Here is a 14,816-nt window from a genome sequence, read left to right as displayed (position 1 = left end):
TTAAAAGCCTTGTTTTGTATATTAAAACAAGGCTTTTTGTGTTTTATGAAGTTAGTCTATTAAAGAAAGTTGAATTCTTTTTCTGCTAATGTCTATATCTATAACTGTCACTTCTAGCTGTTGATTTAATTGCACAACACTATTCACATCACTTATAAATTCGTTTGCCAATTTTGAAATGTGAATCAAACCACTTTCTTTAATCCCAATATCTACAAAACATCCAAAATTTGTAATATTATTTACAATTCCTGGTAACTTCATTCCTGTTTTCAGGTCTTCTATTGTTTTTACATTGGGGTCAAACTCAAATATCCTGGCTTTTTTTCTGGGATCAACTCCCGGCTTATTCAACTCCTTGATAATATCGTTCAATGTTGGAAGTCCCACCTCATCTGTAATATAATCTTGTAGTTTAATTTTGGTAATTGCTTCTTTGTTTCCTATTAGTTCATTGATAGGAATGCCTACATCTTTTGCCATTTTTGAAACTAATTGATATCTCTCAGGATGCACTGCAGAGTTATCAAGAGGATTCTTTGGGTTTGTGATTCTTAAAAAAGCTGCTGCTTGTTCAAAAGCTTTCCCCCCTAATCTAGGAACTTTTTTTAATTCTTCTCTTGATTGCATTGCTCCATTTTCTGCACGGTATGCAACAATATTCTCTGCAAGCTTTTCTCCGATACCAGATACATAACTTAATAGAGAAATACTTGCTGTATTTACATTAATACCAACACTGTTTACACAGCTCATTACTACTGTATCGAGTTCGTTTTTTAGTTTACTTTGATCAACATCATGTTGATATTGGCCAACTCCAATGGCTTTGGGGTCTATTTTTACAAGTTCTGCTAGTGGGTCTGCCAGTCGTCGACCAATTGAAACCGCTCCTCTTACCGTTACATCGTATTGAGGAAATTCGGCTCTAGCTATTTTTGAAGCTGAGTATACAGATGCTCCACTTTCATTAACCATAAATACCTGTATTTGATTTTCAAATGGTATTTTTTTTATAAAAGCTTCTGTTTCTCTGGCAGCTGTGCCATTACCAACTGCAATTGCTTCTATTTTGTAAGCATTGACAAGTGACTTTATTTTCTTTATGGCAACTGTTGTTTCTCTTTGTGGTGGATGCGGGTATATATTTTCGTTATGTAGCAAATCTCCATGCTCACTCAAACAAACTACTTTACAACCTGATTTAAATCCGGGATCAAGTGCTAATATCTTCTTTTGTCCTAAAGGAGATGCTAATAGTAATTGCCTTAAATTTTGTGCAAATACTTTTATCGCTCCATCGTCTGCTTTTTCTTTGGCAGCATTCAGTACTTCATTAGCAATAGCAGGTGCTAGTAATCGTTTATACGCATCAGAAATAGCAAGAAACATCTGATCTGTGCAAGCTTCAATATTTGTCTTGATCATAATACTATCTATAATATCAAGAGCATCTTCTTCAGGTACAGCAATTTTAACCCTTACTACTTTTTCTTTTTCTGCTCTCAAGATCGCTAGTAATCGATGTGAAGGGCATTTAGATAAGAGTTCTTCCCACTCAAAATATTGCTGGTATTTTTGTGCAATTTCTTCTTCTTTTTTGGTTTTAATGACCAAAGATGCAATGGTAGCCTTACGTTCGAATAATTTTCTTAGGCGGTTTCTTATTTTTAGATCTTCATTTATCCACTCTGCTATAATATCTCTTGCTCCTTGTAATGCTTGTTCTTCTGTTTCAATACCATCATTAAGGTACTGTGATGCCACATGGAGTAATTCTTCTTCATTCTGTTTGATAATCACTTTTGCAAGTGGTTCTAATCCTTGTTCTTTGGCAATAGTAGCTCTTGTTTTTCTTTTCTTTTTGTAGGGTAAGTATAAATCTTCTACCTCATTTAAGGTCTCTGCATCCTGTATTTTTCTTTCTAGATCAGGAGTTAAATTATCTTGTTCTTTTATAGCAGTAAGTACACTTTCTTTACGTTTTTGTAACGCTTCAAAAGCTGATTTATATTTTACGATCTCACCAATTATCACTTCGTCTAGATTTCCTGTCGCTTCTTTGCGATATCTCGATATAAATGGAATGGTAGCACCATCATCTAAAAGAGTATTTGTATTAGAAATTTGTTTTTCAGAAGCAGAAACATGTTTAGCAATAAAAGAAATCAAATTCATATTTTAATTTTTTGAGTCGCTAAAGATACTATCAAAAAAGGGAGTTTATTTTGGAACCACAATAAAGTTGTTTACAAATTGCACAATGTATATAGCAATTTTTAATTGTCCAACGTTTTGCTTGTTGCATTGGCTGTATTTACTTCTAACATTTTGGATATAAGACTACCATCGCTTGCCATACCTTCTATAAAAAGCTTAATATTATCAAGGCCTGTATTCGGTATTTTGAGTTTTCCTATTCCTTTTTCATTAAAAAAGATAGTCGGTTGCCAATAAATCGCTCCATAATCTATAAAATTTATATCCAAATAATTAGAATATCCAGGATTATAAAACTCTTTTACAGGCTCAAAACCTTTTTTAAACTTATATTGTGTACTATTGGATACAATATTCTTATTCTCACTAAAAGGTAGTTTTCGAGTATAAATTCGAACAGAGCCACCAAAACTTGATCTTGCTCCTAATCCATAATTGACTTTATCAATATAAATACGGTCGATCTCACTAGTCCGAGTTACAGATAGAATACTATTATCCACCCTAAGTTCTCGCCCGTCTAAAAATATTTTGACAGGTCCGTTGTTAGTAGCAATAGTTATGTCTGCAGAAAATGGCCTCTGATCTATTACATAGAAAGTTCCAAGAGATTGTAGATAATCCAATACGGTAGGAAAATCTTTTGCCATTCTTTTTGTAATCTTAGTAGAGTTATCTTTAAAATATTTATTAATAGCTACTGAGCTTGTGTTCTCTTTTTCTTGTTTTTCTTCTTTTTCTGTTTTTAATAATACTTCTTCTAAAACCTGAACATTGTCTGCAATAAAGTTTTGAGGAGCTTTGATAATGTTCTCTGTTTCTTTTACACCTTCAATATCTGGATTTGATAAAAACTTAAAAACTCTACCAAATGGTATCTTAAATTGATCCAAATAGGTTTGTATGTAGATACTAGGTCTTACAAAGGCACCATTATGTTTTACACCAGAAACTTTTATCGTTTCTCCTTTTCCAGCAAAAAACGATGGAATCGTAAAAGAATAATCCTTCTTATCAACTTCAATAAACCGAGCAGGATGGTATAATGTGGGGTATATATATAATTTTCCTACGTCTTCTTTGTTCGACCCTTGTAATTTTCCCTTAAAAACCATACCCTGATTGAACTTATAAGAAATCTTAGGATTAGCATTAAATATATCTTCCCATCTGTACTTACTCCACCCTTGAGTAATCAACAATACATCTAAATCATACCTCTTTTTTGCATCAATATTGGTAAAATAGTATTTCTCATCCTCTATAACTCCTCGAACATAGGGCCTTAACAACAGTGCAGAGTAAATATTATCTATAAAATTATACGACTTTGTATTTTCTGGTAATACTGAAACGCTTAAATCATACAATACATCATCATTATTTAATAAATTAAGCTTGAAGGCTAAAGAGTCTTTTTCTACTATAGGATTAGATATCTCAACATTTCTAGAAATTTCATCAAAAGAATTAAAGATCAAACGCTCTGCAATGGGACTATCTCCTTGAAACAAGGTAATCGTATTGATCCCCTTAAAAAACATTTGCCGTTTTAGAGAAAATATTTTTTCTAAAACATCAGATTCAAAATCAACCGAGATTTTCTTTGACAGATGATTTTGTCTAATCAGTATATAATGTTTGTTATCTGTGAGATTATCAAATGTTTCCAGATTAGTGCCTAACTCTATATGGACATTATCTGTGAGCGCATTATTAACACTCATTACAAAGCCTTTTGGCTCTATCTTTGGTAAAAATACCTTTATCTCTTCTCCATTCTTTAAATAAACTGTTACTTCATACTTGCGACCCAAAACCGGAATCATCGTAAACTTACCCATTCCCAAATGATTACACTTAAAGGTAGTTATGCCCTTGCCTGTGTCATCAATAACTTCGCCATATTCAAATTCAACTCCATAGCCTATAGTGTTGGTAAGCTTAAAACCCAAAACACTCTTTACTCCAGAAACTAAATGACCACCCTCTGGAAACAATTGAAAATCATATGAAATATCTACATCTAACTCCCTGTTTTTCGGGATAGACTCTTTTAAAATTTTGAGCTCTTTATAGTATGGCTGATCATTATCAAAATTATTCATCCAATTTGTAGATGCTCGCAAATAATAAGTGCCTCCTACCCAGGTAGAATCAATTTTTATATTACCTATAAAACTACCTTTTGTAGCCAAAAATAAACCCTTATAAACCGATTTCCCTGCATCGGTAAATAATTCAATATTAATGTTATTCGTCCCTAAAGACGGAAGCTTGTTCTTTTGATCATATGCATACCCTTTAAACCAAATCTCTTCACCATCTACATAGGTGCTTTTATTTAAATGTAAAAACAAATTCTCCCTTGGTAATTTGAAATACTCCGCATTCGCCTCACCCACAGAAAAAGAACCAATACTATCTTGACTATTTATAAAACCCGTAAAAAACAGAAAAAAACAGAAAAATCGATACATAACTTACATAATATGATTAGAAAATATGACAATGCGCTATTAATATATCTGCAGGTGGGTAGAACTACTTTATTAATAGTGAATACTAAAGATATGAATCAAAAAGAAAAGTTTTGACTAAAAGAATTAACTTTAACTAAAGCTAAACACAAATATTTTTAGCAAACTTACCTTTTAAAAACTAATATTTTATCGTTATCCTTAATTATCCAATGTTTTGCTTTTCGCATTAGCAGTATTTACTTCCAACATTTTGGATATGAGACTACCATCGCTTCCCATTCCTTCTATAAAAAGCTTGATATTATCAAGGCCTGTATTCGGTATTTTAAGTTTTCCTATTCCTTTTTCATTAAAAAAGATAGTTGGTTGCCAATAAATCGCTCCATAATCTATAAAGCTTACATCTAGATAATTAGAATACCCTGGGTTATAAAATTCTTTTACAGGCTCAAAACCTTTCTTAAACTTATATTCTGTAAAGTTCTTTTTTATACTTTTATTTCCACTAAGCGGAATTTTTCGAGTATAAATTCGAACAGATCCTCCACCTCCACCTCTTGCTCCTAATCCATAATTAATCCGATCGGTATAAATCCGATCAATTTGGTTGGTTTGAATTTCTAATAAAATACTATTATCAACTCTAAGATCTTGTTCATCTAAAAATACTTTAACAGGACCTAAATTATTAGCAATAGTTATCGTAGGAGAAATTGGTCTATTGTCTATTACATAAAAACCCGGCAAAGATCTCAAATAGTCCAACACAGTGGGAAAATCATCGGCTATTCGCTGTGTGATCTTAGTGGAGTTCTTTTTAAAATATTTAAGAATAGGTACCGAACTTGTATTCTCTTCTTCTTCTTTTTCTGCTTTTAATACCACCTCCTCCAAAACCTGAACATTGTCTGTGATGAAGTTTTGAGGAATTTCTACAGTATTATTTATTTTTCTGTCATCTAGGACATTTGGTTCTAATAAAAATTTGTCAGAAGTCTCGAATGGTTTATGAACTTGATCTAAGTTTGTTTGTATGTAGATACTAGGTCTTGTAAAAGCACTATTAGATTTTATTCCCGAAACCTTTATTGTTTCTCCTTTTCCAGCAAAAAATGATGGAATCACAAAAGAATAATCTTTCTTATCGACTTCAATGAACCGAGCAGGGTGATATACTGTAGAATGTAGATATAATTTATTTATATCTTCTTTGTTTTTGCCTTGTATTTTACCTTTAATTCCAATCCCTTGGTTGAATTTATGGAAAACCACTGGTTTAGTATTAAATATATCTTCCCATCTGTACTTACTCCATCCTTGAGTAATCAACAATACATCTAAATCATACCTCTTTTTTGCATCAATATTGGTAAAATAGTATTTCTCGTCCTCTATAACTCCTCGAACATAGGGCCTTAACAACAGTGCAGAGTAAATATTATCTATAAAATTATACGACTTTGTATCTTCTGGTAATACTGAAACGCTTAAATCATACAATACATCATCATTATTTAATAAATTAAGCTTGAAGGCTAAAGAGTCTTTTTCTACTGTAGGATTAGATATCTCAACATTTCTAGAAATTTCATCAAAAGAATTAAAGATCAAACGCTCTGCAATGGGACTATCTCCTTGAAACAAGGTAATCGTATTGATCCCCTTAAAAAACATTTGCCGTTTTACCGAAATTGTTTTTTCTAGATTATCAAATGAAAAGTCAATAGGTATTTTATTTGATAAATGATTTTGCTTGATGAGTATAAAATACTCTTTATTTTTCAGATTATTAAATGTTTCCGGATTAGTGCCTAACTCTATATGGACATTGTTTGTGACTGCGTTATTCACAATCATTACAAAGCCTTTTGGCTCTATCTTTGGTAAAGGTGCTGTTATCTCTTCCCCATTCTTTAAATAAACTGTTACTTCATACTTGCGACCCAAAACCGGAATCATCGTAAACTTACCCATTCCCAAATGATTACACTTAAAGGTAGTTATGCCCTTGCCTGTGTCATCAATAACTTCGCCATATTCAAATTCAACTCCATAGCCTATAGTGTTGGTAAGCTTAAAACCCAAAACACTCTTTACTCCAGAAACTAAATGACCACCCTCTGGAAACAATTGAAAATCATATGAAATATCTACATCTAACTCCCTATTTTTCGAGATAGACTCTTTTAAAATTTTGAGTTCTTTATAGTATGGCTGATCATTATCAAAATTGTTCATCCAATTTGTAGATGCTCGCAAATAATAAGTGCCTCCTACCCAGGTAGAATCAATTTTTATATTACCTATAAAACTACCTTTTGTAGCCAAAAATAAACCCTTATAAACCGATTTCCCTTCATCAGTAAATAATTCAATATTAATATTATTCGTCCCTAAAGACGGAAGCTTGTTCTTTTGATCATATGCATACCCCTTAAACCAAATCTCTTCACCATCTACATAGGTGCTCTTGTTTAAATGTAAAAACAGATTCTCCCTTGGTAATTTGAAATACTCCGCATTCGCCTCACCCACAGAAAAAGAACCAACACTATCTTGACTATTTATAAAACCCGTAAAAAGCAGAAAAAAAAACAAAAAACGATACATACCCTTACATAATATGATTAGAAAATATGACAATGTGCTATTAATATATTTGCAGGTGGGTAGAACTACTTTATTAATAGTGAATACTAAAGATATGAATCAAAAAGAAAAGTTTTGACTAAAAGAATTAACTTTAACTAGAGTTTAATATTATGATTATTAACAGATTAGTATCCTAAAACTTCACACTTTTGATAATAGCTTCGAGTTCAAACATATTATCTCTTTTGTTTACAGAAGGCGCAAAAACAAACCCTTCTAAAACTAATAATCTGTTATTGTCTTTATCTTCGATTGCATAATTGACAAATGGACCTGCCATAAATCTATCTTTGATTTCCCAAGTTCCTTTGGTCTCAAAGGTAAACTTGTTATCCAAAGTAGTTTCATACAAATATGGGGCATATGCCTCTTCTGTAATGAATTTTCCAGAGGCTGATGTGGGAATTTTATGTTTTCCGATAGAATCCCTCATTTTTATGATACAAGATACGGTATTAGAATCTTTGGTTATCGCTCCTAATGGCATTTCGTAAATCATTAAATTCATACTCCCTTGGGGAATATCTTTACGTATCCAGAAAAAACCTTCCTCTTCTTTTGCAATTCTATATGCAGATGGCACATTTAGCGTAATACCCATTTTCTCTTTGAGTTGTGGGATCTTTTCTAAAGATTTTTTGATTCTAGATTGTTTTTCTGAAGTCTCTAAGTTTTTAAATTTTGAAATGATCGTTTCATGGTTTTCATGAATTAACGAAATGATTTCTTCATCAGTTTTTCCAGAAATAACGGCACCTAATTGTGGAGTGGCAAATTTATTATTCAGCAAAAAATATTTTTTATCCTTTTCTCCTTTCTTTATCCAAATAAAAGTTCTGTTTTTTCTAGCTAGACCAGAAAAGGCCTTTAGTGGAAGTTGCCTCATCGAAAAAAGTGGTTCTTCTTGAGGTAAACCCGGTACTTCTGCTGCAAAATACTTGCGTATTGTATCGCCTACTGCTCCTTTCCATAAATCATTATCTATTACTACAGAAAGTTCATTGATTTTTCCTACAGAATGCGCCATTGCAGACTGCGATTTCTTTTTTTTATCTTTTTTGGTTTCTGTACAACCTATGCATACCAAAAGACAGATAAGTGCTATCGATATTGTTCTCATAAAGGATTCTTATTAGCGACTATGACTTTGAAATTTTCAATTTCATACCTGGTTTTATACCACTACCGCTAATATCGTTCCAATTTTTAAGATTTTCGATAGTTATGCCTTTAAATTTTTGAGAAATACTCCATAAGGTGTCTCCGGATTTTACCGTGTACACTTCAGAGTTGCCTGTAATAGCTTTTGATACTGTCTTGGTTTTGGGTGTACTTTGAGATTTGCTTACCACTGGTCTACGAGGATAAATTGTGAGTCTTTGGCCTATTCTTAGATTGTTAGATCGTAATCCATTCCATTTTTTGATTTGGCTTACTCTCACTCCATATTTTCTGGCAATTCTCCCTAGATAATCACCACTTCTCACTTTATAACGAATCCTATCATTAGCTTCAACAAATTTTGGAAGTTGTTTTTCTCTCTTATCGAGTTCTGCTTTTGCCAATGCATATATTTGGTTTTCGTTTGCAACAAAAGGACCTACTTTTTCTATTGGTAAGCGCAATACATAATCTTCATCTTTGATATATGGTATGATATCTAATTTGTATGAAGGGTTCAAAAACTGCAACTCTTCGATATCTATATTGATGTATTCAGAAATCTGATCCAAAGTAATCATTTGCTTTACTTTGATCGTATCGGTTTCAAAATATGTGATTTCAGGTTTTTTAGGTCTTAAATTATGCTCTTCTGCATATTCAAAAATGTACATCGTGGCTAAAAACGCAGGGACGTATCCAGCTGTTTCTCTAGGTAAATTATGCCTTATGTTCCAATAATTTGTGTAGCCTCCACTACGACGAATAGCCTTGGTTACATTACCTGGACCAGAGTTGTATGACGCAAGAGCCAAATCCCAATCACCAAACATCTTATATAAATTTGATAAGTATTTGCAAGCTGCTTTAGTCGCCATAATAGGATCCATACGCTCATCTACATATGAGCTTACTTCTAAACCAAACATTTTTCCCGTACCATACATAAACTGCCATAACCCCGTGGCACCCACTCTTGATTTTGCTCTTGGCTTTAAAGCTGATTCTACAATTGACAAATATTTTATCTCTAGAGGAAGGTTTTGATTGTCTAATTCCTGCTCAAACATAGGAAAATAGAATTCACTCAACCCTAATAATCGTTCTAATGTCTTTCTACGATGTTTTAGATACCTTTTTATTACGTTTTCTAAAGACTCATTATATTCTACATTAAATGGTGTTTTTGAATTTAACTCTGCCAATCTAGCTTTTAAAGTATCTGTGGGTAAATCTACATACTCGACAGGTTCATAATTTAATTCTGTTACAGATTTATATATACTATCAAATAAGCTAGAATTATATAACTCTTGTTTCCATAATGAATCTAGTTGAGACATTCTGGGGTGATCTTTGGCTACATAAACAATACTATCCTTTACATTTGTAGACACCAAAGAAGTAGTCTGCAATTCGCCCTTTGTTTGAATAATTCTTGTAGTATCAATCACTTGTACGGTATCTTTTTGCAAAGCAAGTGACTTGTCTAAAACGATTTTTGTTGTTTTTTGGTTTTGTTCTTTTTGTGTTTGACCCTCTTGTGCGAGTAGCGAAGTTGAAACTAATAATAAAAAAATAAATAGTATCCGATAGTTGTTCATTTTACAAATTCGTTTGTAGAAGTTGTTTATATAGTTCTTAGTTCAAAATAGTATTTTGCAAATTAAAATTTGCTCTTTTTTAATTGATTCGATCATTTTGATCATTTCAATTTTGGGGCGGTGTATTGTTTTTAACATCTTATCAACAATACAGCAGCGAAAATCGCATTTTTTTTCTAAACTTCAAAAGATCAATGCGTTAAAAACACAAAAAAACCAGTCAAAAAGACTAGTTTTTCATAATTTTTTCAAAAAATAAGTGTTTTCTTACATTTTTACCACTTATTATTTTTTAATTAGCTTTCTATGGCAGCGATACCAGGTAAGGTTTTTCCTTCCAGGCTTTCTAACATTGCACCACCTCCAGTAGAAACATAACTCACCTTATCGCCAAAACCAAATTGTTTTACCGCTGCAACAGAGTCTCCTCCTCCTACCAAAGAAAAAGCACCATTTTCTGTCGCTTCTGCTATCGAATTTCCTAATGCTATTGTTCCTTTAGAAAAAGTTTCCATCTCGAAAACCCCCAATGGCCCATTCCATAGAATGGTTTTTGATTGTAATATTACCTTATGAAAATTTTCAATTGTTCTGGGTCCGGCATCTAGTCCTTGCCATCCGTTAGGAATCATATCTACATCCATAACACTGGTAGTAGCATTATTATCAAAAGCATCTGCACCAATTACATCTACAGGAAGGTGAATTTGAACGTCTTTTGCCTTAGCTTTTTCTAATATTTCTAAAGCTAATTCTTGTTTATCATCTTCACAAATAGAATCTCCTATTTGTCCTCCTTTGGCTTTAATAAATGTATATGTCATTCCTCCACCAATAATCAAATGATCTACCGTATCCAGGATGTTTTCTATAATCGTGATCTTTGAAGATACTTTTGATCCACCCAACACAGCAGTTATGGGTTTTTCTCCACTTTTTAAAACCTTATCTATACTTATAATTTCTTTTGACAATAGATGACCAAAGCATTTTCTTTCTGAAAAAAACTGAGCAACAATAGTAGTTGAAGCATGTGCTCTGTGTGCAGTACCAAATGCATCATTAACATAGATGTCTCCTAATTTGGATAATTTTTCTGCAAAATCAGTATCTCCTTTTGTTTCTTCCGGATGAAATCTCAAATTTTCTAACAACAATACCTCTCCCAGGCTCATTGCAGATACAGCATCTTCTACTTCTTCTCCTACACAATCAGCAACAAACTTTACCTGAACACCAATTACCTCTGATACCTTTTCTACAATATGACGTAATGAAAACTCGTCTTGTACTCCTTTTGGTCTGCCTAAATGAGACATTAATACGGCGCTCCCACCATCTTCCAAAATTTTGATTATCGTAGGCATAGCTGCTTGGATTCTTGTAGGATCAGTTACTTCAAAATCTTCATTAAGGGGAACATTAAAATCTACTCTGATTAATGCTTTTTTATTTTCAAAATTAAAATCGTTGATTGTTTTCATTTTAAAAGATTGGTGTTAATGGAAACGAAAATAGTTTTATTACATCAAAACTATGCAGAAAAATGTATTGAAATTTAGAATGTATTTTAACTTTTAACGATTTTTTAGAAAAACTCTCGTTTTGATATAAAAATCATATCCATAATAACTTTATTTTTTATGCTTTGAAAAGAATTTGAATTTCTATTAGAAATAAACTGTATCTATTTGTAAAGCAGTATTTTGAAGGATAATTCTGTGCCTGCACCTTATCGTTAATGTTTTTTGTCGAAGAAATTTACTTGTAATCTATTTTGTACTAGTAAACCACAATATTCTTATGTTTTTAACGTATTTTTAGCATAATTCTAAAAAATAAATACTTTTTAGGTTTCAAAATTATTTTTTTATGAAACTTTTAAAAAACAAAAATTAGCTTTTTCTTAAATACTTTTTTTTGTCCCAATTTATCCAAAAGCCTGTTTAATTAATTTGACCAGGCTTTTTTTATTTATAATAAAATCCTACATCACGCATGGTAAGGTGTATGCATCTTTTTTATATTTGCTCATGCTATTTTCTAAAATTTTAGGGCTTACACATATCAAGAGTTATCTAACTACTAGTGCTGATCGCAAAAGAATACCTCATGCTCAACTTTTTGTAGGATCAAGCGGCAGCGGTACATTACCCATGGCAATAGCTTACGCACAATATATTTTATGCCAAAATCAAAATGGTGAAAACACCAATGGAGTACAGGCATGTAATATAAAATTCGATCATCTGGCTCATCCTGATTTGCATTTTGTTTATCCAGTTGCGGTAAATGATAAAGTAAAAAAACACCCTACCTCTGATCAATTTGCAGAAGAATGGAGAAGTTTTGTGAAAGAAAATCCGTACGGAAACATTTTTGATTGGTATCTGTCTATAGGTATAGAAAAAAAGCAGGGTCAAATAGGCGTAGATGAGGCACTAGAGATCGTAAAAAAGCTTTCTCTCAAAAGTTATGAAGGAGGGCATAAAATTATGCTTATTTGGATGGCAGACAAAATGAATATTGCTGCCTCCAACAAATTACTGAAACTGATCGAAGAGCCTCCTGAAAAAACTATATTTATACTGATTACCGAAGATGAAGAACAGCTTATACAAACAATAAGATCTCGCTGTCAAGTATTACATTTTCCTCCCTTGGGAGAACAAGTTATTAAAGATGCCTTACTTAACAACGAAAGCATTTCTGATAGTGAAGCATCAAAAATAGCACATCAAGCCAATGGTGACTACAATAAAGCCTTACATCTAGTACATCATGACAGTGGGGACGAACAATTCGAAGATTGGTTTGTACAATGGGTCCGCACTGCCTTTAGAGCAAAAGGAAACAAGTCTGCAGTAAACGATTTGATTATATGGAGTCAATCTATAGCAGGTAGTGGAAGAGAAACCCAAAAAAGATTCCTCATGTATTGTCTTGATTTCTTTAGACAAGCTATGTTACTAAACTATGGTGCCAAAGAATTAGTGTTTTTAGAACCCAAAACCAATGGTTTCAAATTAGAAAATTTTGCTCCTTTTATTCATGGTGCCAATATAATAGATATCTGCAAAGAGCTTCAGGATGCAATATATCATATAGAACGCAACGGAAATGCAAAAATAATCCTCACAGACCTATCTATTAAACTAACTAGACTATTGCATAAAAAAAGTGCATAACTAAAATTATAAGAGTTTCTTTTAAGAACTTCAATAGACACATAAATAATCTATCAAAACTTATTATTCATGGATAATTTTATTACTCACATCGTATCAATTACAATCTTATTATTCTTATTGATTACTTTTCTTCAATCAGGTATTGACAAGACCATAGATTGGAAAGGCAATACGAGCTGGCTAAAAGAGCATTTTGCTGCAACTTTTATGGCTAATATTGTTCCTTTACTTTTAGCAATAATTTTGGTTATAGAAGTCGTTACTGCGATATGTTGTATTATTGGGATTTATCAACTTATTGCTAGTAATGAAGTTTATTTTGCTGTTATAGCTATGTTCTTGGCATGTCTCACTCTTTTATTTCTTCTCTTTGGACAACGAGTAGCAAAAGATTACCAGGGAGCATTAACTATTACTTGCTATTTTATTGTAGCCGTTTTTGGTCTATATGTAACTTCAAACGTATAAAAACCAAAGAATCCCCGTCTTTTGAGCGAGGATTCTTTGATCTATTTTATTGTTGTAAATATTCTAGTAAGTACATCCACACTTACTTTGTCTACATCCAAAATCTAATCCTAAAGTGATCATATGGGATCCAGCTGCAGTAGTAGGTTCTAGTACTTCATTCACATTTATTTGATACCCATAAGCTACATAAAAATTCGCCTTTTTAATCCCTAGCATAGGAGAAACTGAAAGTGGTTTAAAATCTTGATCTACCAAAGACCTAAGACTTACTCCCGCCCAGTAATAATCACCTCTATGCAATTTTCTTACTTTCAAGTTAAGGTCTGTTGTAGAACGACCATCACCCGAAAAGTTTTGATACAATACAGAAGGTTCTATCTCAATATCTGAAAACTTATGATAAAATGTATATCCGGAATAAATAAAATAATTCTGAATTTGAGAAGGCTCTGTAGGGTTAAAATCATCTATTTCTTTTTCCAAAAGATTGATCGCATTCACACTTAGGAAAAATCTACCCAAACGATATAACATTGCAATATCAAAGTTAGAATCATTTACACTAATATCTGCTAATCCAGGATTAAAAGGATTATCAGGATCTCCATTACTAAATTCTGAGGTATCAATACCAAATTGTGTAAACTTATAACTGATACCAAAAGATAGATACTGGTTGTCGTATTCACTTAATGTTAAATGGTGTGCAAAAGATAGTTGAACTCCTCGCTGGGTGGTAAAACCATTTTGGTCATTAAACAAAATAGCACCCACACCAGAACGGTCAGAAATTCTTCCATCGATTGACAAGGATTGTGTTCCTGGTGCATCTTCTATACTTACCCATTGTTCAAAACCAGAGGCTCTGATTTGCCAACAATCTCCAATACCTGCATATGCAGAGGATATTAAATACGGGTTATCTGCGATATATTGGTTTTGCACAGGCGCTAAAAACTCCTGTGCAGATGCACAATAACTCACAAGTAGGCTAAATATTACAATAAACTTCTTCATCTAACATTAAAAATTAC

General features: G+C 32.5%; 9 protein-coding genes. 2 read left to right on the top strand and 7 right to left on the bottom strand.

The genetic code is table 11. The annotated features are described in order from the left end of the window. Positions 1-51 precede the first annotated feature (51 nt). The 6 genes from FHK87_RS09820 to FHK87_RS09795 form a co-directional block, all read right to left on the bottom strand. Positions 52-2,178, bottom strand: a complete 2,127-nt coding sequence (locus FHK87_RS09820; RefSeq protein ID WP_140592500.1) for a Tex family protein — start codon at positions 2,176-2,178, stop codon at positions 52-54. A gap of 101 nt (positions 2,179-2,279) precedes the next feature. After that, positions 2,280-4,700: a hypothetical protein gene (locus FHK87_RS09815; RefSeq protein ID WP_140592499.1), complete on the bottom strand. Its 2,421-nt coding sequence runs from the start codon at positions 4,698-4,700 to the stop codon at positions 2,280-2,282. A 201-nt stretch (positions 4,701-4,901) separates the two neighbouring features. Beyond that, on the bottom strand, positions 4,902-7,313 hold the full coding sequence (locus FHK87_RS09810) for a hypothetical protein (protein WP_140592498.1): 2,412 nt from the start codon (positions 7,311-7,313) through the stop codon (positions 4,902-4,904). Between the two features lie 175 nt (positions 7,314-7,488). Further along, positions 7,489-8,475 (bottom strand): DUF4837 family protein, encoded by a 987-nt coding sequence (locus tag FHK87_RS09805; RefSeq protein ID WP_140592497.1) that lies wholly within the window; start codon positions 8,473-8,475, stop codon positions 7,489-7,491. 19 nt (positions 8,476-8,494) lie between these two features. Then, entirely contained in the window at positions 8,495-10,120 is a 1,626-nt protein-coding gene (locus FHK87_RS09800) for a lytic transglycosylase domain-containing protein (protein ID WP_140592496.1), read from the bottom strand. Between the two features lie 296 nt (positions 10,121-10,416). Then, positions 10,417-11,604, bottom strand: coding sequence for a phosphoglycerate kinase (locus tag FHK87_RS09795; RefSeq protein ID WP_140592495.1), 1,188 nt, complete (start codon positions 11,602-11,604; stop codon positions 10,417-10,419). Positions 11,605-12,153: 549 nt separating this feature from the next. Here FHK87_RS09795 and FHK87_RS09790 point away from each other — a divergent pair. Together FHK87_RS09790 and FHK87_RS09785 are read left to right on the top strand one after the other, a co-directional pair. Further along, positions 12,154-13,308: a DNA polymerase III subunit gene (locus tag FHK87_RS09790; protein ID WP_140592494.1), complete on the top strand. Its 1,155-nt coding sequence runs from the start codon at positions 12,154-12,156 to the stop codon at positions 13,306-13,308. A 69-nt stretch (positions 13,309-13,377) separates the two neighbouring features. Continuing rightward, positions 13,378-13,779 (top strand): DoxX family protein, encoded by a 402-nt coding sequence (locus tag FHK87_RS09785; RefSeq protein ID WP_140592493.1) that lies wholly within the window; start codon positions 13,378-13,380, stop codon positions 13,777-13,779. 63 nt (positions 13,780-13,842) lie between these two features. On the opposite strand, the gene FHK87_RS09780 is transcribed toward FHK87_RS09785, so the two are convergent. After that, positions 13,843-14,799, bottom strand: a complete 957-nt coding sequence (locus FHK87_RS09780) for a PorP/SprF family type IX secretion system membrane protein (protein ID WP_140592492.1) — start codon at positions 14,797-14,799, stop codon at positions 13,843-13,845. Positions 14,800-14,816: the final 17 nt, after the last annotated feature.

Source organism: Aquimarina algicola (assembly GCF_006443095.1).
Classification (GTDB): Bacteria; Bacteroidota; Bacteroidia; order Flavobacteriales; family Flavobacteriaceae; genus Aquimarina; species Aquimarina algicola.
This window is presented reverse-complemented; position numbering and strand designations above follow the sequence as displayed.

Bases quoted from the DNA above. Each gene is read 5' to 3' on its own strand.
- FHK87_RS09815 (WP_140592499.1), bottom strand. From the start codon at position 4,700: ATGTATCGATTTTTCTGTTTTTTTCTGTTTTTTACGGGTTTTATAAAT.
- FHK87_RS09795 (WP_140592495.1), bottom strand. From the start codon at position 11,604: ATGAAAACAATCAACGATTTTAATTTTGAAAATAAAAAAGCATTAATC.
- FHK87_RS09780 (WP_140592492.1), bottom strand. From the start codon at position 14,799: ATGAAGAAGTTTATTGTAATATTTAGCCTACTTGTGAGTTATTGTGCA.
- FHK87_RS09800 (WP_140592496.1), bottom strand. From the start codon at position 10,120: ATGAACAACTATCGGATACTATTTATTTTTTTATTATTAGTTTCAACT.
- FHK87_RS09790 (WP_140592494.1), top strand. From the start codon at position 12,154: ATGCTATTTTCTAAAATTTTAGGGCTTACACATATCAAGAGTTATCTA.
- FHK87_RS09810 (WP_140592498.1), bottom strand. From the start codon at position 7,313: ATGTATCGTTTTTTGTTTTTTTTTCTGCTTTTTACGGGTTTTATAAAT.
- FHK87_RS09820 (WP_140592500.1), bottom strand. From the start codon at position 2,178: ATGAATTTGATTTCTTTTATTGCTAAACATGTTTCTGCTTCTGAAAAA.
- FHK87_RS09805 (WP_140592497.1), bottom strand. From the start codon at position 8,475: ATGAGAACAATATCGATAGCACTTATCTGTCTTTTGGTATGCATAGGT.
- FHK87_RS09785 (WP_140592493.1), top strand. From the start codon at position 13,378: ATGGATAATTTTATTACTCACATCGTATCAATTACAATCTTATTATTC.